The 24,162-nt window shown below is 46.0% G+C and carries 20 protein-coding genes, 1 pseudogene and 1 riboswitch; of the genes and pseudogenes, 8 read left to right on the forward strand and 13 right to left on the reverse strand.

Annotation, left to right across the window (positions count from 1 at the left end; translation table 11 throughout):
* Positions 1-96, forward strand: a pseudogene (locus IQ211_RS20125) (IS982 family transposase); the annotation flags it as partial.
* 90 nt (positions 97-186) lie between these two features.
* Here the strand turns inward: IQ211_RS20125 and ftsP are convergent.
* From ftsP to nudF, 7 genes are all read right to left on the reverse strand, one after another.
* The gene (gene ftsP / locus IQ211_RS10375) at positions 187-1,608 is read right to left on the reverse strand and encodes a cell division protein FtsP (protein ID WP_189760189.1); all 1,422 of its coding nucleotides are present in this window, start codon (positions 1,606-1,608) and stop codon (positions 187-189) included.
* A 252-nt stretch (positions 1,609-1,860) separates the two neighbouring features.
* Positions 1,861-2,592, reverse strand: coding sequence for a 1-acylglycerol-3-phosphate O-acyltransferase (locus IQ211_RS10380; RefSeq protein ID WP_189760190.1), 732 nt, complete (start codon positions 2,590-2,592; stop codon positions 1,861-1,863).
* Positions 2,593-2,803: 211 nt separating this feature from the next.
* Positions 2,804-5,059: a DNA topoisomerase IV subunit A gene (gene parC, locus IQ211_RS10385; protein WP_189760191.1), complete on the reverse strand. Its 2,256-nt coding sequence runs from the start codon at positions 5,057-5,059 to the stop codon at positions 2,804-2,806.
* 85 nt (positions 5,060-5,144) lie between these two features.
* Positions 5,145-7,040: a DNA topoisomerase IV subunit B gene (gene parE, locus IQ211_RS10390; protein WP_189760192.1), complete on the reverse strand. Its 1,896-nt coding sequence runs from the start codon at positions 7,038-7,040 to the stop codon at positions 5,145-5,147.
* Positions 7,041-7,113: 73 nt separating this feature from the next.
* Positions 7,114-7,722, reverse strand: a complete 609-nt coding sequence (gene yqiA / locus IQ211_RS10395) for an esterase YqiA (RefSeq protein ID WP_189760193.1) — start codon at positions 7,720-7,722, stop codon at positions 7,114-7,116.
* Complete coding sequence (gene cpdA, locus IQ211_RS10400) at positions 7,722-8,564, reverse strand: 3',5'-cyclic-AMP phosphodiesterase (RefSeq protein WP_189760194.1); 843 nt, start codon at positions 8,562-8,564, stop codon at positions 7,722-7,724. The genes yqiA and cpdA overlap by 1 nt, the downstream gene beginning before the upstream one ends.
* A 97-nt stretch (positions 8,565-8,661) precedes the next feature.
* Positions 8,662-9,303 (reverse strand): ADP-ribose diphosphatase, encoded by a 642-nt coding sequence (gene nudF, locus IQ211_RS10405; protein ID WP_189760195.1) that lies wholly within the window; start codon positions 9,301-9,303, stop codon positions 8,662-8,664.
* 218 nt (positions 9,304-9,521) lie between these two features.
* On the opposite strand from nudF, the gene tolC reads away from it, so the two are divergent.
* From tolC to IQ211_RS10420, 3 genes are all read left to right on the forward strand, one after another.
* On the forward strand, positions 9,522-10,886 hold the full coding sequence (tolC, locus tag IQ211_RS10410; protein ID WP_189760196.1) for an outer membrane channel protein TolC: 1,365 nt from the start codon (positions 9,522-9,524) through the stop codon (positions 10,884-10,886).
* Positions 10,887-11,072: 186 nt separating this feature from the next.
* On the forward strand, positions 11,073-11,747 hold the full coding sequence (locus IQ211_RS10415; protein WP_189760207.1) for a DUF1190 family protein: 675 nt from the start codon (positions 11,073-11,075) through the stop codon (positions 11,745-11,747).
* Between the two features lie 6 nt (positions 11,748-11,753).
* Positions 11,754-12,914, forward strand: a complete 1,161-nt coding sequence (locus IQ211_RS10420; protein ID WP_189760197.1) for a glutathionylspermidine synthase family protein — start codon at positions 11,754-11,756, stop codon at positions 12,912-12,914.
* A 5-nt stretch (positions 12,915-12,919) separates the two neighbouring features.
* Here IQ211_RS10420 and ygiD read toward each other — a convergent pair whose 3' ends face one another.
* Entirely contained in the window at positions 12,920-13,696 is a 777-nt protein-coding gene (ygiD, locus tag IQ211_RS10425; RefSeq protein ID WP_189760198.1) for a 4,5-DOPA-extradiol-dioxygenase, read from the reverse strand.
* A gap of 216 nt (positions 13,697-13,912) precedes the next feature.
* Positions 13,913-14,566 (reverse strand): 3,4-dihydroxy-2-butanone-4-phosphate synthase, encoded by a 654-nt coding sequence (ribB, locus tag IQ211_RS10430; RefSeq protein ID WP_189760199.1) that lies wholly within the window; start codon positions 14,564-14,566, stop codon positions 13,913-13,915.
* A 118-nt stretch (positions 14,567-14,684) separates the two neighbouring features.
* Positions 14,685-14,870, reverse strand: a riboswitch (FMN riboswitch).
* Between the two features lie 156 nt (positions 14,871-15,026).
* On the opposite strand from ribB, the gene ubiK reads away from it, so the two are divergent.
* Positions 15,027-15,302 carry a ubiquinone biosynthesis accessory factor UbiK gene (gene ubiK, locus IQ211_RS10435; protein WP_189760200.1) on the forward strand — a complete coding sequence of 92 codons (276 nt, stop codon included), beginning with the start codon at positions 15,027-15,029 and terminating at the stop codon, positions 15,300-15,302.
* 87 nt (positions 15,303-15,389) lie between these two features.
* Here ubiK and hldE read toward each other — a convergent pair whose 3' ends face one another.
* The 3 genes from hldE to IQ211_RS10450 form a co-directional block, all read right to left on the reverse strand.
* Positions 15,390-16,814, reverse strand: coding sequence for a bifunctional D-glycero-beta-D-manno-heptose-7-phosphate kinase/D-glycero-beta-D-manno-heptose 1-phosphate adenylyltransferase HldE (gene hldE / locus IQ211_RS10440; protein ID WP_189760201.1), 1,425 nt, complete (start codon positions 16,812-16,814; stop codon positions 15,390-15,392).
* A 103-nt stretch (positions 16,815-16,917) separates the two neighbouring features.
* Positions 16,918-19,767 carry a bifunctional [glutamate--ammonia ligase]-adenylyl-L-tyrosine phosphorylase/[glutamate--ammonia-ligase] adenylyltransferase gene (glnE, locus tag IQ211_RS10445; RefSeq protein ID WP_189760202.1) on the reverse strand — a complete coding sequence of 950 codons (2,850 nt, stop codon included), beginning with the start codon at positions 19,765-19,767 and terminating at the stop codon, positions 16,918-16,920.
* Between the two features lie 40 nt (positions 19,768-19,807).
* Positions 19,808-20,761: a CYTH domain-containing protein gene (locus IQ211_RS10450; protein WP_189760203.1), complete on the reverse strand. Its 954-nt coding sequence runs from the start codon at positions 20,759-20,761 to the stop codon at positions 19,808-19,810.
* Between the two features lie 287 nt (positions 20,762-21,048).
* On the opposite strand from IQ211_RS10450, the gene IQ211_RS10455 reads away from it, so the two are divergent.
* On the forward strand, positions 21,049-21,669 hold the full coding sequence (locus IQ211_RS10455; protein ID WP_189760204.1) for a TIGR04211 family SH3 domain-containing protein: 621 nt from the start codon (positions 21,049-21,051) through the stop codon (positions 21,667-21,669).
* Positions 21,670-21,684: 15 nt separating this feature from the next.
* Entirely contained in the window at positions 21,685-22,830 is a 1,146-nt protein-coding gene (locus IQ211_RS10460; protein ID WP_189760205.1) for a multifunctional CCA addition/repair protein, read from the forward strand.
* 56 nt (positions 22,831-22,886) lie between these two features.
* Here IQ211_RS10460 and folB read toward each other — a convergent pair whose 3' ends face one another.
* Positions 22,887-23,240, reverse strand: coding sequence for a bifunctional dihydroneopterin aldolase/7,8-dihydroneopterin epimerase (folB, locus tag IQ211_RS10465; protein WP_189760208.1), 354 nt, complete (start codon positions 23,238-23,240; stop codon positions 22,887-22,889).
* Between the two features lie 109 nt (positions 23,241-23,349).
* On the opposite strand from folB, the gene plsY reads away from it, so the two are divergent.
* On the forward strand, positions 23,350-24,000 hold the full coding sequence (plsY, locus tag IQ211_RS10470) for a glycerol-3-phosphate 1-O-acyltransferase PlsY (protein ID WP_189760206.1): 651 nt from the start codon (positions 23,350-23,352) through the stop codon (positions 23,998-24,000).
* The last annotated feature ends 162 nt before the right edge of the window (positions 24,001-24,162 follow it).

A 24,162-nucleotide genomic window follows, 5' to 3' on the forward strand; every position in this document is an offset into this window, starting at 1 on the left:
AAGCTGCTTTCTCACACATTGGGTATTTTTGCCAACTTTAAACAAGGTAAAAAACAACGCGACTGGCTTCAACAAACGCTCGTTATTGGGTGTTAAAGTTGAGCATCGCGTCAACTTTATTCAATTTTACAGAGCATCTATCTAAAACAGTGCCAAAAATGAGTAAAGCTAAAGCAAAAATTTCATTTAAAAACCAGCAGGATCAACAACTAACTGTCCGGCAACCCCACGATCTGCCATTTCTAATATCTGGCTGTAATACATGAAAGGAAAATGTTCATAAGACGGCTGCATCATATTAACCAACAATTCTGCCCGACTATCGATCCAAACGGTGTCTTTCCAGCCATAATCCTGTGGCTCTGGGCGGTTGCCATTCAGGTTGATGACCTTAAATCTTACCCCTTCAATATGGAAAGGCTGGGGCACTGACGTTGTGACTATCCAACGTTCCCATGCGCCTTGTTGACTTGTGATATCAATTCGATGTGCATTCAGTAGTGAACCATTAATTCCTTGAGAATAATCACCCAAATCAATCTGACGACTTTGAATGGTGGAGTTGATCTGTGGATTATCAACGATAAGCTGAGTCGGTAGTTGATCTGTCACCAAAGGGAGCAATCCGCTGGCTTTCAGGGTTAATACCGTCGTTGACAGCAGCTTGGTCGAAGGTTCAAATAAGCCTTTCAAACGATCGATGACACCGGCAGATTCTCCCGCAGTAACGGTAACACTTTCCACTTTTGACATATCAATCAAGACTTCTCGACGTTCCCCTGGCGCAAGTGACAATACTTGTACCGCCACGGGCGCAGGCAATAAACCTTGATCAGTGGCAATCATGTAGAAAGGACGCCCATCACTGAGCTGCAATTGATATCGTCGGGCATTAGATGCATTCAGGAAGCGTAACCTAATCCAACCTCTGGCAACCTCCACAAAAGGATTTTCGACACCATTAACAATTAAGGTATCACCAAGAAAACCTTGATTAGCCGGTGGGTTATATTGCGGTACACCAAAATTGTCCAATCGCTTATCTTGCAAGATAACCGGAAAATCATCGACACCATAATGTCTGGGTAAAGGCAGGTTGCGGCTACTTTCGTCTTCCACCAACCACATACCAGCAAGGCCGGCATAAACATGCTGTGCCATGCGATTTGGCGTATTGGCGTGATACCAACAGGTCGATGCAACTTGATCTATCGGGATAACCGGCGACCAATTTTCCCCCGGCGCCATCAAACGGGCCGAACCGCCCATCAAAGTGCCAGGCACCAGTAAGCCCCCGACGGTCATCGAAACCGGTTCAGATAACCGATTGCTATAGATCAATTTGACATCATCCCCTCGGTAAACCCGAATGGTTGGACCTAAATAATGTCCGTTGATGCCCCAGACTGGCGCTTTGTTGTGACCATTAAACGACCAAGTGGCTTTTTGTATGGCTAAAAACAGGGGTTGCCCTCTGCGGGATTCCAGTAAGGGAGGGAGCGGCAATTTTGTTTGTTGATTCTTGTTGGCCCGAACGACAAAAGGAAGCGCCCCTAAACACATTGCCAAACCAGAAGCCTGAATAAATTGGCGCCGACTCAGTGACATACTTTCTCCACAGAAGATCTCCACAGAAGGAATAGTCTCTTACGATAGAAATACAACCCGAATAGCAATTCCCAATGATTGCCTAATTCAAATAATTGCAGGGATGAATACTCTGATATTGTGGCTATCAGAATTTATTATTCTATCGATTGCGTTTAATAAAAACGTTAATTTATTAAACGCAATCATATCGCGAATAGGAGAAAATTTCTAAAATTATCGAAAAATTATAGCGATAATCAGTTCAACTGGCTATCTACGCTGATTAAGTGCCTCGACTTCTTTATCCAATTCTTCAATTTTAGTTTGCATTATTTGTCGGCAGTGTTCTGCCAATTCACGAACTTGATCTTTGGTATATTTAGTGGTGTCAATCGGGGGCAACATTTCAACAATAATGGTGCCATTGTCCCAACGATTTAGTTTTATTTTATCGTGTGTTGTAGAAACACAAACCGGTACAATAGGTACACCTGCGGCAATGGCAGCATGAAAGGCACCTGTTTTAAAAGGCATCAATCCACGGCCACGACTCCGTGTTCCTTCTGGAAACATCCAAACCGAAATTCGATTTTTTTTGATCTGATCGACAACCTGTGAAATCGTGCCATGAGCTTTTGTCCGATTATCCCTGTCGATCAAAATATTACCTGTCAACCAATATAGCTGACCAAAGAAGGGAATAAAGACCAGGCTTTTTTTGCCCACGGTAACGGTTCGTGGCTGCACCGCATTCGACATCGTAACCATATCGTAATTATTTTGGTGATTGCCAATATAAATACTAGGCCCATACTCCCGTGCTTCCCCTGGAACACGTTCCAGCAGCTTAATGCCAAGCACTTTATGCAATTTGCCAAACGCACGCCCGAAAGTCATAACATGACGTGGATTACGTGGGCTGAATAAACAGTAGATACAGCCAAAAATAACGATCAGTATCCCAAGCAGAATAACAATAATTCCCCGAATGATTGCTAGCATAGCGGCCCCTTGTTGAAAGGCCAGTGCATTCATTACACTGGCCTAAAATTACGATTTATACCAATCTAACTTCAAGATGCGTGTGATTTCATAGAGTGTTGTAAATTGCAAATCAATATGATGGTTTATATCTCCCCGCTACGCTGGGAGATATAAGACGCATCTTGAGAAGCGATTGGTAGATGCCTTTCTTCACTCTGCAATTTGCAGCTTAATTGTTTGTATTACAAACCAATTCAACGCGCTCAACACGCTGTAACCCACGTGGCAGAGACGCTCCCTTGCGCCCTCTCTCTGCTCTGAATTTCTGTAAATCCTCAGAGCGAAGCAGTAACTTGCGTTTGCCAAAGTAAAGCGTGATAGAAGATTGCGGTGGCAAGACCAGTAACCAAGCCAGCATATCTTCGCCGGATGCAGCCTGTGCCGCCGGAATAGAAACAATCTTATTGCCCTTGCCCTTTGAAAGCTGTGGCAAATCAGTCACTGGAAACATCAACATACGGCCCGCTTTGGTAATCGCCAGTAACATGTCTTCCTGTTCGTTGTTAATCTCCAACGGCGGCATCACTTTAGCATTCTCGGGCAAAGTAATCATGGCCTTACCCGCACGGTTCTTGGCAATCAAGTCATTGAAAGTACAGATAAAACCATATCCCGCATCAGATGCCATCAAGAATTTCTGATCTTCTTTCGCCATCAAAAGATGCTCAACCGATGCCCCAGCCGGCAACGCTAGTTTGCCCGTTAACGGTTCTCCCTGCCCTCTGGCTGATGGCAAATCCAACGGATCAATGGAATAACTGCGCCCTGTGGTATCAATAAAGACCACGGGTTGGTTACTCTTGCCACGCACCGCACTGCGGAAGCTGTCACCAGATTTGTAATTTAAGCCGGTCGGATCAATCTCGTGCCCTTTCGCACTACGTACCCAGCCCATCTCTGACATGATGACAGTAATCGGCTCAGACGGCAGGATATCGTGATCACTCATAGCTTTCGCTTCCGTGCGTTCTTTCAGCGGGGAACGACGGTCATCACCGTAGCTTTCTGCATCGGCAATAATCTCTTTTTTCAGTAAGGTATTTAACTTACGTTCAGAACCCAAAATCGCCTGAAGCTTGTCACGTTCTTTCGCCAGTTCATCCTGTTCGCCACGGATTTTAACTTCTTCCAGTTTCGCCAGGTGACGCAATTTCAGTTCAAGAATGGCTTCGGCCTGCGTTTCGGTTAAGTCAAAACGCTGCATCAATACTGACTTCGGTTCATCTTCATTACGAATAATATGGATAACTTCATCAATATTAAGATAGGCCGCCAGCAAACCTTCCAGAATATGCAAACGCTTAAGCACTTTTTCCAGACGATGGTTCAGGCGATTACGCACGGTTTCACGGCGGAAAACCAGCCATTCACTGAGGATCTCAACCAAACCCTTAACCGCAGGGCGGTTATCCAGACCGATCATGTTGAGATTGATGCGATAACTTTTTTCCAAATCAGTGGTTGCAAACAGGTGGTTCATTACCTGCTCGACATCCACGCGGTTAGTACGCGGAACAATCACCAAACGAGTTGGATTTTCATGATCAGACTCGTCACGCAGATCATCCACCATCGGCAACTTTTTCGCCCGCATTTGGCTGGCAATTTGTTCCAATACCTTCGCGCCAGATACCTGGTGAGGCAAGGCGGTGATCACTACGTTACTGTCTTCTTTTGACCAAACCGCCCGCATCCGCACCGAACCACGGCCATTTTTATAGATTTTGCGGATATCTTCTTTTGATGTGATGATCTCAGCTTCTGTTGGATAATCCGGCCCTTTAACATATTCCATCGCCTCATCAAGCGATAAATCAGGTTTATCCAGCATGGCAATCAGTGCATTCGCGACCTCACGCGCATTGTGTGGCGGGATATCGGTCGCCATCCCCACGGCAATGCCCGTGGTGCCATTGAGCAAGATATTGGGCAGACGTGCAGGCAAACACTTAGGCTCCTGCAATGTACCATCAAAGTTTGGCACCCAATCTACAGTTCCTTGCCCCAACTCAGACAGTAACAATTCAGCATATTTAGACAAACGGGATTCGGTATAACGCATCGCCGCAAAGGATTTTGGATCATCCGGCGCCCCCCAGTTGCCTTGTCCGTCGACTAACGGATAGCGGTATGAGAAAGGTTGTGCCATCAAAACCATAGCTTCATAACAGGCCCCATCGCCATGCGGGTGATATTTACCGAGAACATCACCGACAGTACGGGCTGATTTTTTAAATTTGGCACTGCTGCTCAGCCCAAGTTCTGACATCGCATAGACAATACGACGCTGAACAGGCTTTAAGCCATCACCGATAAAAGGCAACGCCCTGTCCATGATGACGTACATGGAGTAATTCAAATAGGCGTTTTCAGTGAACGCATGGAGCGGCTGACGCTCCACACCGTCGTGAGTTATCTCACTCATGTAATAATTTCCTCAGGATCTGTATTGACTACCTTTGCGCTATCTTTCTCTGTGTGCACTTTATCTGATGCACTAAATTCATGCGCTAAACTTCGATATCGATGGAATCACCCTTCTCTTGCAGCCAATTACGGCGATCTTCTGAACGTTTCTTCGCCAGAAGCATATCCATGACTGAGAGGGTTTTTTGATAATTTTCATCGTCGATAGTCAATTGCACCAGACGGCGAGTGTTAGGATCTAACGTGGTTTCACGCAACTGCATTGGGTTCATTTCACCCAACCCTTTAAAACGCTGAACGTTCGGTTTGCCCCGCTTGCGGCTCAAACGATCCAGGATGGCGCTTTTTTCCCCTTCGTCCAGCGCATAATGTACTTCTTTGCCGAGGTCGATGCGATATAGCGGCGGCATGGCCATATAAACATGTCCGCGTTTCACCAATGTCGGGAAATGACGAACAAACAAGGCGCACAGCAATGTTGCAATGTGTAATCCATCAGAGTCTGCGTCCGCCAGTATGCAGATTTTACCGTAGCGTAGCTGGCTTAGATCGTCACTATCCGGATCAATACCAATCGCAACAGAAATATCATGAACTTCCTGCGAAGCCAGAACTTCATCCGAAGAAACTTCCCATGTATTCAGGATTTTTCCGCGCAGTGGCATGATCGCCTGAAACTCACGATCACGAGCTTGTTTCGCAGAGCCTCCTGCGGAATCCCCTTCCACTAAAAACAATTCAGTGACATTGAGATCTTGCGCAGTACAGTCTGCCAATTTACCCGGCAAGGCAGGGCCATTGGTCAGCTTTTTGCGTACTACTTTCTTCGCCGCACGCATTCTACGCTGCGCACTGGCAATCGCCATTTCAGCGAGTTGCTCCGCATCTTGAATATGCTGGTTCAGCCACAAGCTGAATGCATCTTTTACCACGCCAGAAACGAAAGCCGCAGACTGGCGAGAAGAAAGACGCTCTTTGGTTTGGCCGGCAAATTGCGGATCTTGCATTTTAAGCGATAACACGTAAGCACAGCGATCCCAGATATCATCGGCAGAGAGTTTAACTCCACGTGGTAATATATTGCGGAATTCGCAGAATTCACGCATGGCATCCAACAATCCCTGACGCAAGCCGTTAACATGGGTGCCGCCTTGTACCGTTGGGATCAAGTTGACGTAGCTTTCCGTCAATAATTCTCCACCTTCCGGTAGCCAGAGCACGGCCCAATCAACCGCTTCCGTATCTCCACTTAATGTGCCGACAAAAGGGGCCTGTGGCAATGTTACCAGCCCGTTGACCGCTTCCAGTAGATAATCTGTCAACCCGTCGGCATAACACCATTTCTGCTCGGTATCGTTCAGTTTGTCCTTAAAAACAATCTCCACTCCCGGGCACAGCACCGCCTTGGCTTTTAGTAAATGCGCCAAGCGGGTGACAGAAAAACGGGGCGTGTCGAAATAGCTTTCATCTGGCCAAAAATGGACACTCGTGCCGGTATTGCGTTTGCCACAACTGCCGATGACTTCCAATTCTTGTACTTTCTCACCATTTTCAAAGGCGATTTGGTGTACCTGACTGTTACGACGAACAGTCACTTCCACGCGCCTGGACAGGGCGTTGACCACCGAGATCCCAACCCCATGTAAGCCACCAGAGAATTGGTAATTTTTATTGGAAAATTTTCCGCCCGCATGCAGGCGGGTCAAAATCAATTCAACAGCAGAAACTTTTTCTTCAGGATGGATATCAACCGGCATACCACGGCCATCATCTATCACTTCCAGAGACTGATCGCTGTGAAGGATTACTTCAATATGCTTCGCGTGACCAGCTAGAGCTTCGTCCACACTGTTATCGATCACTTCCTGTGCCAGATGGTTCGGGCGGGCTGTATCGGTATACATTCCGGGACGGCGACGAACTGGCTCCAGGCCACTGAGGACTTCAATGGCCTCTGCGTTGTAACTAGATTGAGTCATGTTGTAATTCTGTCGGTTGCTTCGTTATTAGAGGGCCAATCAGTATTGATATACTGTTGATAATACCAGTCGTTTACCTATTTTTGGCAATTTTTTTACTATTGCCACTGGTTAGCCCTAAGAAGTCAATGATTTGAGGGAAATAATATTCGAAGCCAATAAAAGCATGATTTCCACCAGATTCAACCGTCTGTCGGCACTGCATCAGGTAAGCAACGGCTTGACGGTAATCGAGTACCTCATCCCCTGTTTGCTGCAATAACCAAATAAGATCCGGTGATTCCAGCGGGTCAATGTGCATCACTTTGAGATCATGTATATGGCTTGGTTCGAGAGTATAGCGCTCTTCGGTATAGGGATTCACGTTTTCCCCAAGATAATTCTCAAGCAAGTCGAAAGGACGTACCGCAGGATTGACAACCACGGCGGGCAAACCAAAGCACTGAGAAAGCCAGATAGCCAGATACCCCCCCAGAGAAGAGCCTACCAGCCCGATATTTTCACCAGCATGTGCCATCACCAGTTCTTCCAGTAAGATAGCCGCATCTTCGGGGTAAGGGGGTAATTGCGGCACCAGCATGTCAATTTCAGGATGCTGCTGGTGTAACCACGTTTTCAGCGCATTCGCTTTCGCTGATTGTGGGGAACTATTGAAACCATGTAAGTAGAGTAATGTCGACATTAATACCCGTCCGAATCTAAATCCGGGCAAAACTCGTTACTCTTAAGTCTGTGAACCTGTGTCTGCAATTTCGCTTCTTTATTATTGCCAGTCACAGACAGTTCGAGATAACGCCACCCCGGAGCCACTGTATCAAGCATAAAATTAGTACAATGTGGCTTAAATTGCACACAGGTTGATGGGGTTGCCATAACTCGAATACCGTTCCAAGTTTCATCAACTTCTTGATGGATATGCCCACACAGTATAACTTTCACCTGAGTTTTGCCTTTCAAACATTCTGATAATTTGGGAGCATTACGCAAACTGTGTTGATCCAACCATGTGCATCCAGACGGAATCGGGTGATGGTGAAGCATAATAATCGCATGGCGATCACTGTGTTCATCCAGGCATTTTTTCATCCACTCAAGCTGATAATCCGTCAACTCACCATGAGGAACACCCTGCACTTGACTGTCCAGCATAATCAACTGCCAATGCTGACCGATAAATATCTGCTTGGAAGGTGAAATGCCTGCTGCTGCCAACGTATCAACCATCGCGGGTTGATAATCATGATTACCGGGTAACCAAACACAAGGTGCAGGTAAACGCGCAATACCCTCAGCAAAATGCTGGTAAGCATTAATGGTCTGATCCTGTACCAAGTCACCTGTCGCAACGATCAAATCAATATCGAGATCTTGCTGCAAAATCATATCCAATACCGCATGATAACTGCGATAGGTATTGACTCCCAGCAATGAATCTCCCTTATTAGCAAAAAGGTGCGTGTCGGTAATTTGCAGTATTCTGGCTGTGGCGCCTTCTGCCACAGGTATTTCAAGCAGGCTTTCCAAAAGGTTTCCTTTTCCTGTCGATCATAAGGATGATTTTAACGTGTCTTGGTGCAAAAGATCTGCTGGCTGGGGCACACTTCCCGTTTTCCAACATAAATTAGGAATGATTACCCAACCACTTTTTCCTAAGTTTTTCATGGTGCAATGCCAGCCACTGTATTGCAATAACTGAAGCCGCATTATCGATAATGCCCGCTTCTACCCATTGATAAGCCTGTTCACGACTCACAACCAGAACGCGAATATCTTCATGTTCACCTTCCAGACCGTGAACCCCTGACGCGGTGGCGGCATCGACTTCACCAACAAAGATATGCATACGCTCTGTCGTACCGCCAGGGCTGGAAAGATAACTTAATGCAGGCTGACAGCGCTTAACCTCAATTCCTGCTTCTTCTACGGCTTCGCGACGGACGACTTGTTCAGCGTCTTCTCCCGCTTCGATCATGCCAGCAATCACTTCCAGCAGCCACGGCGTATGACTGGTTTCAATCGCCGGAATTCGGATTTGTTCAATCAAAACAACTTCATCGCGCACCGGATCATAAGGCAACAAAACGCCGGCATGACCTCGCTCAAAAACCTCACGTTTAATGATTTCACTCCAACCACCGCGAAATAAGCGATGCCTGAATTGATATTCAGTCATGTTAAAAAAACCGCGGTAAAGCGTTTTTTGAGAAATCATTTCGACATCTTGTTTAGTAAAAGTATATGGCGAGACAAGATCTTTACTCATAAAATCACCTGATTAGTTTTTAAAATTTCCTATTATTAAAAGGTATTTTTTCATATTGATCTAAATAAATTCATTTTGATGATACAAACAAGCAGAAAAATGAGGCAATATGGCACAAACAGCCACCCTACCCTGCTGGCATTCTCTGCTAGAATCTGTGGTATTAGTTTTTATGCAGAGGCAACTTAAGCAAAATAGCTGCACAACAAGGAACGCAAATGAAAAAATTGCTCTCTCTTTTTATCGCTATGAATCTGGTAGGTTTTAGTACTTCAAGTCATGCTGCGGATTTACTCCAGATTTATCAGCAGGCAAAAGAAACAAACCCTGAATTGCTTAAGGCACAGGCCGACCGTAATTCAGTAGTTGAAAAGATTAATCAAGCTCGTAGCTCTTTATTACCCCAATTAGGTCTGAATGCGGGTGTCAATTATGGCAAGGGTTTTCGCGATGCCAGAAATTCAGAATCTCATGGCACAAATGCGAGTCTGCAACTGACGCAAACCATCTTTGATATGGCAAAATGGAATCAGCTGAATCAAGCAGAGAAAAATGCGGGTATTGAAGACATCAAATATCAAGCAGCTCAACAGCAATTAATCCTCGACACTGCACAAGCCTATTTTGACGTTCTGAATAAAATTGATACATTGACATTTACCGAAGCGCAAAAAGCTTCACTGTACCGTCAACTGGATCAAACCACTCAGCGTTTTAATGTCGGTCTGGTTGCCATTACTGACGTGCAGAATGCCCGCGCTCAATATGACTCGATTCTGGCAAGCGAAGTTTCTGATCGCAACAATCTGGAGAATGCGCTGGAAAAACTGCGTATGATTACAGGCACTTACTACCCACAGTTGGCTGCACTAAATATTGATCTGTTCAAAACCAACCAACCAGAATCGGGTGATAAAGTGCTCAAAGAAGCAGAAATCCGTAACCTGAACCTGCTGTCAGCCCGCTTAATGCAAGATCTAAGACGCGAACAAATCAAAGAAATGCAGACAGGCTATATGCCAACGGTTAATTTAAGCGCAGATACAAGTATTACTAACGATCATACGCGCGGAAATAAACGAATGGACGATTATAGAGGCGGTAATAGCGTTAAGCTTTCTTTGAGCTTACCGCTGTTCAGTGGCGGAGCTACCTATTCTCAAGTAGAGCAAGCGAAATATAATTTTGTCAGCGCCAGTCAGGACTTGGAAAATACGTATCGTAAAGTCACACAAGAAGTGCATTCTTCTACCAATAACATTGCTGCTGCGATCAGTAGTGTTGACGCCAACAAGCAAGCGGTACTCTCTGCGCAAAGTTCATTGGATTCAATGGAAGCCGGTTATCAGGTAGGAACCCGCACAATCGTCGATGTGCTGGATTCGACAACTAAACTTTATCAAGCCAAGCAGAATCTGTCTAAAGCACGTTACGACTATTTGCTTTCCCTGTTACAAAATAAACAGGCACGCGGCGTTTTGAATGAAAATGATTTGATAGAGTTGAATAAGATGCTAGGCGCGCAGATCTCAACCTCTGCCAGCAATATCATTAAAGAGATGAAAACACCATCAATTCGCTGAATTAATGCACTATCGTTCTCCATTGAAAAACGTTATATTAAAAACGCTATACTAATAGAAAGCAGCCCGCAATTTCTCGGGCTGTTTTTTAGCACATCCCTGAGAGCCGTTCCCATTGAACACAATAAAATGGGGTAAGGCTCTTAATCTTAATCAGAGACCTTCAAGATGGATGCCCCTATGACAATGAAACGGACAAAAGAGATAAACCGCGATTCTTTCCGTAAAACGTGGAGAAGCTATCGCCTGACACCTGTCGCGCTTGCTGTCAGTGCTGTTTTTATGCTTGCTGCCTGTGAACAAAATGATGAAACGGTATCACTTTATACGAATGCCGATGAGTGCTCCCAGGCGAATCCTTCTCAAAGCGAACAATGCAAAACCGCTTACAACAACGCCCTGAAAGAAGCGGAAAAAACCGCACCGAAATATGCGACTCGCGAAGAGTGTGTGGCTGAATTCGGTGAACAACAATGTACGCAAACCCCAGCTCAGGCGGGTGTCGGTCAGCAGGCACAGGCACAAAACAGTAGCGGCAGTTTCTGGATGCCTTTGATGGCAGGCTATATGATGGGGCGCTTAATGGGTGGTAGCTCTGCACCATCACAACCGCTGTTCACATCACAATCGGCTTCCAGCCCAGCGAATGGTAAGTTTGTCGATGCAACAGGTAAAAGCTATGGCCCTGCCACCGCAGGTGGTCGCAGCATGACCGTGCCAAAAACGGCGATGGCGCCAAAACCAGCAACCACAACCACGATTACCCGTGGTGGGTTCGGTGAATCCGTGGCGAAACAATCTGCCATGCAGCGTTCATCTGCCAGCTCAAGTTCCAGTTCTTCCCGTTCTATGGGTGGTTAAGCAAAGATGAAACGCATTGGTATTACCGAACGCCCGGATTGGCGCGAAAAAGCAGCAGAGTTTGGTTTTAATTTTCACACCATGTATGGTCAGCCTTACTGGAGTGAAGATGCTTATTACCAGTTCACCCTGGATCAAATTGAAGAAATTGAAGATGCAACGGCAGAACTGCACCAAATGTGTTTGCAGGTTGTGGAAAAAGTGGTCGATAGTGAAGAGTTGCTGACTAAATTCCAGATCCCAAAACACTGTTGGGAATTTATCCGTTCTTCATGGATAACCAGCCAACCTTCACTCTATTCCCGTCTGGATTTGGCCTATGATGGCAAAAATCCCCCGAAATTACTGGAAAACAACGCCGATACCCCAACGTCACTGTATGAATCAGCTTTCTTTCAGTGGATCTGGCTGGAAGACCAGATGAATGCCGGTAATTTGCCGTCAAACGCCGATCAGTTCAACAGCCTGCAAGAAAAGCTGATTGAACGTTTTGCACAGTTACGTGAAAAACATGGGTTTGGCCTGCTGCACATGGCCTGCTGTCAGGATACTGAAGAAGATCGTGGCACCATCCAATATTTGCAGGATTGTGCTGCGGAAGCCGGTATTCCTACCGAATTCCTGTTTATTGAGGATATCGGGTTGGGTGAGAAAGGGCAGTTTACCGACTTGCAGGATCAAGTGATCAGTAACCTGTTTAAGCTGTACCCGTGGGAATTTATGCTGCGTGAGATGTTTTCCACCAAGCTGGCTGATGCGGGCGTCCGTTGGCTAGAACCCGCATGGAAAAGCATTATCTCCAACAAAGCACTGCTGCCAATGCTGTGGAAGATGTTCCCAAATCATCCTAACTTGTTGCCTGCCTATTTTGCGGATGAACGCCCTTCAGACATGAACAGCTATGTCATTAAGCCACTGTTCTCCCGTGAGGGTGCCAATATTCGCATCATTGAAAACGGCCAAGAAATCGCCAGTGCGGATGGCCCTTATGGAGAGGAAGGCATGATCATCCAACAGTTCCACGCATTGCCAAAATTTGAGGGTAACTATGCGCTGGTCGGTAGCTGGTTAGTGGATGATCAATCTGCGGGTATCTGTATCCGTGAAGACCGAGAATTAATTACTCAAGATCTGTCACGCTTCTACCCGCATATTATTTTGGATTGATTCAATCAGCCAAGCTGAATCGATAACATACTTAAAGAGCCGTCTTCAATTCCTTCAACGGGTGTTGAAATTGGCTCTTTTTTATTCCATGTCCCCATCACATACAGCAATGGCAAAAAATGTTCTGGTGTTGGGTTAGATAATTGACCATCTTCCCTGTCCAAAGCATTAAACAAAGGATGAGGCTCTTCCAGGCTGGTTAAACTTTCACGCACAAACTGCTCAAAAGAGATGGCCCAAGGAAAAGGCTCTGCCCCCAGTTTTGCGGCCGGCAGGTTATGCACAATATTTCCACTCCCCAGGATTAAGACGCCTTCGTCTCGCAATAAAGTTAATTTTTTACCTATTTCATAATGAAAAGAAGCTGGTTGATTACGATCTATGCTCAATTGGACAACCGGAATATCGGCATCAGGATACATTTTTGCCAATATCCCCCAAGAGCCATGATCCAATCCCCATTGTTCAAAATCAGTCTCAACCTCAATCGGTTCAAGGATATCCTGTACCAATACAGCCAGTTCAGGAAATCCCTTAGCCGGATACTGTTTTTCATGCAATTCTCTGGGAAAATTACCAAAATCGTGGATAGTTCGGGGCCGTGCCATCGTTGTCACGGCTGTACCCTTCGTGTACCAGTGTGCAGAAATAACCAAAATCGCCCTTGGCCTGGGTAATTTCTTCCCCAGTTCAAACCAGGCACGTGAGTAACAGTTATTTTCAATAGCATTCATTGGGCTGCCATGACCAATGAATAGAGCAGGCATTCTCAGGAGACTCATTTTCGCCCCTTATACAACAAATTGAACATTCGAATAATGAATTCGGATTATGACAAAAAAATTATGACAGGATTAGGACATTCCTTCCTTGAATATCGTCAATCAAAAATGATGGAATGCCTTAGAAATATTGAAAGGCTACAGGGTGTGGACTGTAGCCTTTCAAAGTACATGCGTATGTCTTCCAGTATTATTTAGGGACTCTTTTAAAACCCGTTAGCTGGCTACCTTTGCCATGTTTAAACGGTAATCTACCAAATCTTCAATCGTGACTACCGGCATATTATGTCGCTTTGCGAATTCAATCACTTCAGGAGCTCGAGCCATTGATCCATCGTCATTCGTCAATTCACATAACACTCCTGCTGGTTTGAACCCCGCCATTTTAACCAAATCAATAGTCGCTTCGGTATGACCGCGACGGGTTAAAACCCCTCCCGATTGCGCGCGCAGAGGAAAGACGTGTCCAGGTCGGCTCAGATCACTGGGTTGTGCATCATCGGCAATAGCGGCCTGGATCGTGGTGATGCGATCTGCCGCAGATACCCCTGTTGTCACGCCTTGTGCGGCTTCAATTGAGACGGTGAAAGCGGTTTGATATTGGCTTGAATTGTTTTCCACCATCATGGGCAGTTTTAACTGCTGACGGCGCTCTTCGGTCAAGCACAGGCAAACAATTCCACTGCCGTGGCGGATAGTTAATGCCATTTGCTCTACCGTTATTGTTTCGGCGGCGAAAATCATGTCACCTTCATTCTCACGGTTTTCGTCATCCAGTACCATCACGCCTTGACCCGCACGCAAAGCTGCAAGCGCACGTTCAACACGTTCAAATGGCGTCCCATATGAGGAAAGTAGCGTCTGATTCATGGTAAAGAAACCTCTTTAAATGTATGGATTACCAGAATCAGGGCAATTTTGAGGAGTTCGTGCTGCGCAAAAATATGGCAACAGAAACAACAGACGAGCGCAAGCACTCGATTGATGCTGTTATTCTCTCCCATCCGGACTATCACCGTCGGCTCCAGAATCACACTGGATCTGCTGACCTCTGTTTTACCCTAAAACAACAAAGGGATAATGACAAACAGAGCGCTCGCGGGCTGCATAAAATGATTATTCGACATTTTACGTTACCGCCGGTAGGGACTTTCACCCTGCCCTGAGATAAACAATTTCACTATAGCGCTAATAATCGGCAGGAGCAATCAACAAAATCAAATATGAAACCTGGCTCGCAATCATTTAAGCTTTTGTCATAGGGGTATTAAAATACTGCCAATACCGTTACGCTATAAAACATCATTACATTATATAAAGGATGATCATCATGCTCGATCCAAAGAAAATTGAACAAATTGCTCGCCAACTCCACAACGCCATGCCAAAAGGTGTCAAAGAATTTGGCGATGATGTGGAAAAAAAATTGCGTGCTGTTCTGCAATCCCAGTTGAGCAAGTTGGATCTTGTTAACCGCGAAGAATTTGATGTACAGACACAAGTCTTGTTGCGCACCCGTGAAAAACTGGCCGCAATGGAACAACGCCTGAATGAATTGGAAGCTCACCTTGAAGAAGCAGGTAAGAAAACACAGCAGGCTGAATAATGTGGCAAGAGAGAATGCCATGAAGACAATTGTGTGAGGTGATATGCCGCTATGCACCCAAAAGCATAACGGCACATGATGCCAAACTTACTGGCTCTTAATGGTCTTGATGATATTGGTTGTGGAAATACCATCTTCGAAGTTTAATACCTTAACCTCACCACCCGCAGCCCAAACTTCTTCGCTACCGGCAATCTCTTCAGGCTTGTAATCCCCACCCTTGACCAAAATATCTGGCAAGATACCCGCGATTAAGCGCTGCGGTGTATCTTCTTCAAATGCCACAACCCAGTCCACAGATTCCAGCGCTGATAATACTGTCATGCGTTGTTCCAGCGGATTCACCGGACGGGTTTCCCCTTTCAGGCGCTTAGTGGATGCATCACTATTGACGGCAACGATCAAACGGTCCCCTAATTTACGGGCGTTGGACAGGTAAGAAACATGTCCCGCATGGAGGATATCAAAACAACCATTCGTCATGACAATCCGTTCACCACGCTGACGCGCCTGTGCAACGGCTTCTTTCAGTTTGGCTTCACTCATTACACCAAATCCAGTTTCTGCACGTCCACGCACCGCATTTTCCAGTTCAACCGGCGATACAGTGGACGTACCCAATTTACCCACCACCACACCGGCCGCTGCATTGGCGAGGTAACAAGCTTCGTTTAACGGCTTACCCGCAGCTAATGCCGTTGCCAATACGCCTATCACCGTATCTCCTGCACCGGTAACATCAAAGACTTCCTGTGCCTGAGTTGGCAAATGCAAAGGCGGCTGTCCAACTTGCAATAAACTCATACCTCGTTCAGAACGTGTGATCAACAGCGCTTTTAGATCCAAATCCTGCACCAGCTTCATGCCTTTCTGCACCAGATCATCATTATCCTTGCAGTGCCCTACAACGGCTTCAAACTCTGACATATTTGGCGTCAGCAAGGTTGCTCCACGATAGCGGCTAAAATCGCTGCCTTTTGGATCGATAAGCACGGGAACATTCGCTTCATTGGCGAGCTTAATCATCGCCTGAATCTGGTTTAGCGCACCTTTAGCGTAATCCGACAGTACCAAAGCGCCAATATGAGGCAAGGATTGCTGAATTTTTTCCAGCATCGGCTGGGCATCTATATTCTGGAAGCCCTCTTCAAAATCCAGACGCAACAATTGTTGATTACGCGATAAGACACGCAGTTTCGTGATAGTTGGATGAGTTGGAACAGAAACAAAATCACAACGGACTTTCACACTGCTCAGTTTCTCACTCAATGCCCGCGCTGCATCATCAATGCCCGTCAAACCGACCAAACGTGAATTCGCCCCCAAGGAAGCAATATTCATGGCGACGTTAGCCGCACCACCAGGGCGCTCTTCTATGGTTTCTACCTTAACGACCGGAACGGGTGCTTCCGGTGAAATGCGGCTAGTTGGGCCATACCAATAGCGATCTAACATCACATCGCCAACAACCAAAACACCTGCGCGGTGAAAATCCGGGAGTGTTACTTTCATCCCATGCTCCAAATATCAAAATAAACTGTTGCGGATATTACCATAACCAGACTTAGCGCCAGCAAACGCGATCAGGAAAAACGGCTACTCTGGCTCGGAACATTTATGCATGGTCGTTCTCCAACCATTTTTGCCAGCTATCACGCACCAAGGCTTGCTGCTGGCTGAAATGTCCAACGGCAACTCGGCTGGATAACGCTTGCAACGCTAAATTATGCAATGCATCACGCATGGTAATGTAAGCCTGCGTCAGCGCCATCGCCTCCTGCTCATCCATAATATTATGCTGCGCCATTAATTCGAAAATTCGCACGTTATCAGACCAGCGAGTCAGCCTGATATTTTCCGGTGCATAACGCAGCACCTGATATTGCGCAATAAATTCAATATCCGTGATCCCTCCTGGATCAGCTTTGATATCAAATTGATCTTGTTGACGGCTACCCAAATGCCGATACATTTTTTCTCGCATCTCACGCACCTGTTGGCGCAAAAGATCGGGATCACGGGGAAGACATAAGGTTTCACGGCGAATGCGTTCAAAATCATGACGCATTTTCTCGTCACCGAAAACCATGCGTGCACGAACCAGCGCCTGGTGTTCCCAGGTCCACGCTTCATTTTTTTGGTAATCATCAAAGGCTTCAAGAGTGCTGACCAACATGCCCGATTCACCGGATGGCCGCAAACGGGCATCAACATCATACAATACTCCCGACACAGTTCGGGTACTGAACAAATGCAAAATGCGTTGAGTCAGGCGCAAATAAAACTGGCGCGCCTCAATGGAACGGGGGCCTTCTGTCATCACCCCCATTGGACAATCCAGCAAGAACACCAGATCCAAATCAGAACCATAACCCAGCTCCCAGCCACCTAATTTGCCATAACCAATAATGGCAAAACCCAACCCCTGCCGCTGGGATAAATGAGTCGGTGCGCCATAGCGTTTTACCATTTGATTCCACGCCAGTTGCACAACAGCCTCAATAATGGCTTCCGCCAGATAAGTCAGGTGATCGCTCACTTTCATCACTGGCAAGACGCCCGCAATATCTTCTGCTGCAATCCGCAATAGTTGTGCCTGCTTAAATTGACGTAACGCCTCCAGCAATTGCTCTTCATCATCTTCAGGAAGGCGCAATAAATATTGATAAAGCTCATCACGATAAGCTTCCATCGGCAACGGTTGATACAGTGATTTGGGATCGAGTAACTCATCCAGCAACAACGGATGTCGGGCAAGCTGGCTGGCTATCATCGGAGAAGCAGCACAAAGCCGGATAACATGGATCATAACCTGCTCTGATTCCAGTATCAGCTCCAGGTAAGTCGTGCGGCTGACGATACTGAGCAACAGAGAAGTAATCCGCGCCAAAACGGTATCGGCATCTTCCCTGGCTGCAATCTTTGCCAGCAAACGTGGCATCAACTGATCCAGCACATCCCTTCCTCGTGGGCCAATAGTGCGCTTACTGACGTCCTGACGGAAGATCGCCATAACATCAAGCATTTTCTGGGCTTTTTCTTTATCAAGATGAGGGATCAATGCGATAAGTTCATCTGTGTGCAAAGCTTCATGCCATAAGCTCTTGAACGGGATATGGCCGGACGCTTCACTATGCTCTTCTATTTCATCGCCAATCAACTGTTGAAAAATACTTCGCACCGCACCCATTTTGCGCTCGGTTTCTGCCAGTAACTCATCCCAATTGGCAAAATTCATGCCCCAGGAGAGACGGGCACGATCCAACTCATTATCCGGTAAGGTCTGCGTCTGTTGGTCACGAATAGATTGCAGCAAGTTTTCAAGCCGCCGTAAAAACAGGTAACTGTCTTCAAGCTGCTTTAATTGTTCCGTTGGTAATAAAGCCAAATCGTCGATAGCCTTTAATGTCGGCAGCAATGAGCGGGATTGCAGGTTCGGCTCCCTTCCTCCACGGATAAGCTGAAAAACTTGAGTGATAAACTCAATTTCACGAATTCCACCCGCACCTAATTTAATATTGTCTTTTAATCCCCGACGACGGACTTCCCGTTCAATCATGCCCTTCATATTGCGCAAAGCTTGAATTGCACTGAAATCGATATAACGACGGAAAACAAATGGCCGCAACATCTGGCGTAATTCCTGACAATAGACCCGATCATCATTGCCCAAAATACGCGCTTTCACCAAAGCATAACGCTCCCAGTCACGCCCTTGTTCCTGATAATAATCTTCCAATGCCGGAAAGCTGAACACTAAAGGACCACTGTCACCAAATGGACGTAATCTCATATCGACACGATAAACAAATCCGTCTACGGTTTGTTGATCCAGTGCCTTAATCAATTTCTGCCCTAAGCGGGTAAAGAACTGGGAATTATCCATTTCCCGACGCCCGCCTCGCGTTACGCCATTCTCTGGATAAGCAAAAATAAGGTCAATGTCAGAGGAAAAATTAAGTTCTCCACCCCCCAATTTCCCCATGCCCAAAACCAGCAGCGGCTGTACCACTCCATCACTATTGGCAGGTGTTCCCCAATCCTGACAACAACGCAGATAAAGCCAATCACGGGCGGCTATAATCAAGGTTTCAGCCAACATGCTTAATTGCTGCAATGTCTGTTCTGTCGTACTGCTTTGCAATGCCTGCGACCATGCGATTCTGACCAGTACCCGATGGCGGAAAAGACGTAAGCATCGCATTAAACCATTTTCATCATTTACCGCCAGCAGCGCTTGTGCCAGCCAATGAGAATAATGTTGCCACTCTTCCGGTTGGGGCGGATTTTGGCGAATATCCTCTAGCCATGCGGGATGTGATAACACGTTTTCTGCCACAAACTCACTCAATGACAACACCGCCTGTTCATCAAGTGAAAAGGGCGTGATTGTCTCCCCTAATGGCGGAAGATCCGCAATGATATGCTGTAATTGTCGGGCTAAAGGCGATGAAAGTGGCCGCATAACTGGTTTTCCTTATGACCGTTTTTTTAAATAAAAGGGATTATCGGGACTGAGCCAGCAGCCACTGCATTAATGCTAGCTTACATTGCAACCAAGAAGTGCTATAAGACAATGTTTCAGCCTCCGCATTGTTCATGGATAAAGCCGCCTTTAATTCCAGTAATAAATCCAAGATCGGTAAACGTTCAGTTTGTCTTTCAATCAGCTTTATCACCCACTGCAAAACCTGCGCTAATCCCGTTTTACCTTCTGAAAAACCCGCCAGCCATCCTTCTTCTTGCTCCTGCCATTGCGCCAAAATTTCAGGTAAAAGCACAGACAACGGCTGCCGCCATTCCAACTCTCTCGGTACTTTTGGCAATGTCTTATGGGATAAACCAACAAGCGCATACCCCCGTGCCGCCTTGCTTTGGTTTGCTAAACGCAGACCATTTTGCGAAGCAAGTCTGTTTGCCAGTGACAGAATATCGATGATATTTCCATTTTTTAGCTCCAGTTCAAACTCACAAATAGGTGACGTTTGATCTCCTGAATCTTTATTGCCAGAAAAAATAATTCCCTGATCCAACACCACTTCAATTTCGCTTTCTCCATAGGTCACAAGCCATTTTTCACGGTTAAAGTCGGTGCTGAATAATTCCGTCAATTGTGCCTGTAAATGGGCGAGATCGGTATTTTCAGGCCAGATAGGGGCGGGAAACAGTGTCAGGTCTAATTTAGGTTGGGATAAAGGAATGTTGAATTCAGGGCGTTGGTGTAACCCACCTATTACTTTACCCGCAGTTTTGATGGTCATCTCATAGTGTCCGTCGAAACCACGGATACGCAACCCCATATCCCAACGCCGCAATTGATTATCAGGCGTCTCAAAATAAATATTAGTCAGGTGTTGTGGGGAAGTGTAATCATGAGGAAAATGCAATAACTGCTGGCGAACTGCCGGTATCGCGTCAGGCTTCACAGACAGCTTCAATTCTATTTCTACAGAACTCATATTTTTTATTCCTCAATGGATATTACAGAATTTTTTTTCTTAATCCTGTTTACACTTTCTTTCACAGAAGAGAAAAATAAACCACAATAGGGTGTTATCTCAACAAACATCACTTTCACTTCGCCAAAAAAAACCGCAAAAGGCGTGTATTCGGCCAGTTGATATCGCATTCATTCTGGTTTACTGATTGCACCCACAAACTTAACTCTTTACTATCCTTTAAGTAGTTTAAATTACGATTAGTCCATACTTGATTGATCCATACACAGAGAACAGTTGAGCACAGAATGCAAAAACTACATCGATTATTTATCTTGTTATTGAGTTTTACTCTTCCATTATCCGTACACGCTGAAGAAAAGCGTTATGTTTCCGATGAGTTATCAGCTTATATTCGTAGCGGCCCCAGCATTAAAAACCGTATCATTGGCTCATTGAATGCCGGCGAAGAAGTCATATTAGTCAGCCCTAAATCAGATAATGGTTTCCTGCAAATTCAGGACCGCAAAGGGCGTACAAGCTGGATACTCGCAAGTGAACTCAGCGCCATTCCAAGCCTGCATGAACGTCTTCCTGCAATGGAACAAAAGATCAAAACACTGACTGAGAATCTGGCCACCATTGACGATAAGTGGAATAAACGTACCGCTGAATTGCAGAACAAAGTGGCAAACAGCGATAAGATCATCAGTGATCTGAAAAAAGAGAATACCCAGCTCCAGAGTAAATTAACCGTGGCTGAGAAAAAGGTCGAAGTTGCCAATTTGCAGTTGGATGATAAACAAAGAGAGATCATCTTACAGTGGTTTGCCTATGGCGGTGGAGTTGCGGGAATTGGCCTAATTTTGGGGCTTATCTTGCCACACATTATTCCTCGCCGGAAAAAGAAAGATCGTTGGATGAGCTGATTGAAGGAAATAAGAGTGAAAGTCTATTTGGTTGGCGGCGCCGTTCGCGATCAATTATTGGGTTTGCCCATTACCGAACGGGACTGGGTTGTCGTTGGTAGCAACCCAGAGGAATTATTGTCTCAGGGATATCAACAAGTTGGGAAAGATTTCCCTGTTTTCCTGCACCCTAAAACCCATGAAGAGTATGCGCTGGCACGCACTGAAAGGAAATCCGGTCAGGGATATACCGGTTTTACCTGTTATGCAGCCCCCGATGTGACGCTGGAAGAAGATCTGCTGCGCCGTGATTTAACAATTAACGCTATTGCACAAACTCGTGAAGGCGAGTTAATCGATCCTTATCATGGTGCCAATGATCTCAACAATCGTATCTTGCGCCATGTTTCCTCTGCGTTTGCAGAAGATCCATTACGAGTGCTGCGTTTGGCTCGTTTTGCGGCTCGTTTTGCCCATTTAGGCTTTTCAATTGCACCAGAAACACAAGCGCTCATTACAGAGATGGTCGCCAGCGGTGAATTATCCTCATTAACACCTGAGCGCGTTTGGCGAGAAACGGAAAAGGCGCTCACTTCACAATCACCACAAATCTATTTTCAGATTCTGCGTGATTGCGGAGCGTTAGCTGTACTCTTTCCTGAAATCGATAAGCTGTTTGGCGTTCATGATACCGGGCTTCATTCATTGCGCGTGTTGCAAATATCCACCCAATTGAGCGAAGAGACAGACATTCGTTTCGCCTCACTATGTAGCCATATCGCAATAAAGCCATTGCAACAAATGTGCGAACGACTGCGTATTCCCAACTCAGCACGCGACCTAGCCACGATTGTGACACAATATCACAATTGGGTACATACCGTAGAGCAATTACCACTAGAAACCTTGCTGGACTTGTTTAATGCCGTGGATGCCTGGCGCAAACCACAACGCATTGAACAACTGATTACCTGTAGCGAAGCAGACAACCGTGGATACCCAGGGGCAGAAACTTCACCTTACCCACAAGCTGAGTATTTACGCAAAGTGTTCGCCATTGCCAGCCAAGTCAGCGTCCAAGAAGTGATTGCACGTGGATTTCAGGGTGCCGAGATCCGCACAGAATTGGAACGTCAGCGACACATTGCCATCGCAGACTGGAAACAACTATCGATTGATTAAGTTCCCCCATCAATTTAGCGTCCCAAGCCATTCATTAAATTGGGACGCTTTTTCAATTAGCCCGCACTTCGCTCAATCACTACGCCGACACTTTTTGCATGTGCAACCGCGCCTGGTTTGCTGACCTTAACCTTAACCCAAGGAGAGTGAAATTGGTGTAGCAAAATACCGGCCACTTCTTCTGCGACTCGTTCGACCAGAGCAAAACGTTGGCCGGCCACATGATTAATAATCGCCTCACTCACCTTGGCATAATCCAGACAGTGTTCAACATTATCACTGGAAGAGGCTCGTTTGTTGTCCCACCCCATTTCGATATCGAACACTAATTTCTGTTTAATTGTTTGTTCCCAGTCATAAACACCAATAGTGGTAATCACAGTTAATTCTTCAATAAATACGATATCCATCACGACCTTTTCCCCATTTTTCGGTTCGCCAGATACCACTTCCGACGAAATGTGCGTATTATCCATTGTTAGACTTAAGAAAACGACCCTTATTCATTGGAGATATCTTATGAGTGCAATCGCGCTTGGCATGATCATCTTCGCGTACTTATGTGGCTCTATATCCAGCGCGATATTGATCTGCCGTTTGGCAGGGCTTCCCGATCCCCGTCAGCATGGTTCCGGCAACCCTGGGGCAACAAATGTACTGCGCATTGGTGGTAAATGGGCTGCATTGGCAGTGCTGGTTTGTGATGTCCTAAAAGGGCTAATACCGGTTTGGCTGGCATACAAACTCAACGTTTCCCCATTTTATTTAGGTATTACCGCTATTGCTGCCTGTCTGGGACATATTTATCCCATCTTCTTCCATTTCAAGGGAGGGAAAGGCGTTGCAACCGCTTTCGGTGCCATTGCTGCCATCGGTTGGGATCTGATGGGATTGATCGCAGGGACATGGGTACTAACAGTGCTGTTAAGCGGCTATTCCTCATTGGGTGCCATCGTCAGTGCATTAATTGCACCTTTTTACGTCTGGTGGTTCAAACCTGAATTCACTTTTCCGGTTGCCATGCTGTCATGTCTGGTACTTGTACGTCATCACGATAATATTCAACGTCTGTGGCGAGGGCAGGAAAGCCGCATCTGGCAGAAATTGAAAAAGAAACAGGCAATGACCGATAAAGAGAAAACTCAAGCAGCTAAAGAGCAAGAGGAGTGACATGGACAAAGCCTATGAAAGCACTTGTTTATCATAGCGTCGGCAAAATTTTCGGTCACGTATTCAATTTGTTGTTTCTCATGTATACTCCTCACTTTTTCAGGAAATCAGATGGCAACGGTAGAAGTGAAATGTCGATTTTGTCAACAAACCGAATCGGTA

It is taken from the genome of Xenorhabdus griffiniae (genome assembly GCF_015163655.1).
Taxonomy (GTDB): Bacteria; Pseudomonadota; Gammaproteobacteria; order Enterobacterales; family Enterobacteriaceae; genus Xenorhabdus; species Xenorhabdus griffiniae.

Bases quoted from the DNA above. Each gene is read 5' to 3' on its own strand.
- ftsP (WP_189760189.1), bottom strand. From the start codon at position 1,608: ATGTCACTGAGTCGGCGCCAATTTATTCAGGCTTCTGGTTTGGCAATG.
- IQ211_RS10380 (WP_189760190.1), bottom strand. From the start codon at position 2,592: ATGCTAGCAATCATTCGGGGAATTATTGTTATTCTGCTTGGGATACTG.
- parC (WP_189760191.1), bottom strand. From the start codon at position 5,059: ATGAGTGAGATAACTCACGACGGTGTGGAGCGTCAGCCGCTCCATGCG.
- parE (WP_189760192.1), bottom strand. From the start codon at position 7,040: ATGACTCAATCTAGTTACAACGCAGAGGCCATTGAAGTCCTCAGTGGC.
- yqiA (WP_189760193.1), bottom strand. From the start codon at position 7,722: ATGTCGACATTACTCTACTTACATGGTTTCAATAGTTCCCCACAATCA.
- nudF (WP_189760195.1), bottom strand. From the start codon at position 9,303: ATGAGTAAAGATCTTGTCTCGCCATATACTTTTACTAAACAAGATGTC.
- tolC (WP_189760196.1), top strand. From the start codon at position 9,522: ATGAAAAAATTGCTCTCTCTTTTTATCGCTATGAATCTGGTAGGTTTT.
- IQ211_RS10415 (WP_189760207.1), top strand. From the start codon at position 11,073: ATGAAACGGACAAAAGAGATAAACCGCGATTCTTTCCGTAAAACGTGG.
- IQ211_RS10420 (WP_189760197.1), top strand. From the start codon at position 11,754: ATGAAACGCATTGGTATTACCGAACGCCCGGATTGGCGCGAAAAAGCA.
- ygiD (WP_189760198.1), bottom strand. From the start codon at position 13,696: ATGAGTCTCCTGAGAATGCCTGCTCTATTCATTGGTCATGGCAGCCCA.
- ribB (WP_189760199.1), bottom strand. From the start codon at position 14,566: ATGAATCAGACGCTACTTTCCTCATATGGGACGCCATTTGAACGTGTT.
- ubiK (WP_189760200.1), top strand. From the start codon at position 15,027: ATGCTCGATCCAAAGAAAATTGAACAAATTGCTCGCCAACTCCACAAC.
- hldE (WP_189760201.1), bottom strand. From the start codon at position 16,814: ATGAAAGTAACACTCCCGGATTTTCACCGCGCAGGTGTTTTGGTTGTT.
- glnE (WP_189760202.1), bottom strand. From the start codon at position 19,767: ATGCGGCCACTTTCATCGCCTTTAGCCCGACAATTACAGCATATCATT.
- IQ211_RS10450 (WP_189760203.1), bottom strand. From the start codon at position 20,761: ATGAGTTCTGTAGAAATAGAATTGAAGCTGTCTGTGAAGCCTGACGCG.
- IQ211_RS10455 (WP_189760204.1), top strand. From the start codon at position 21,049: ATGCAAAAACTACATCGATTATTTATCTTGTTATTGAGTTTTACTCTT.
- folB (WP_189760208.1), bottom strand. From the start codon at position 23,240: ATGGATATCGTATTTATTGAAGAATTAACTGTGATTACCACTATTGGT.
- plsY (WP_189760206.1), top strand. From the start codon at position 23,350: ATGAGTGCAATCGCGCTTGGCATGATCATCTTCGCGTACTTATGTGGC.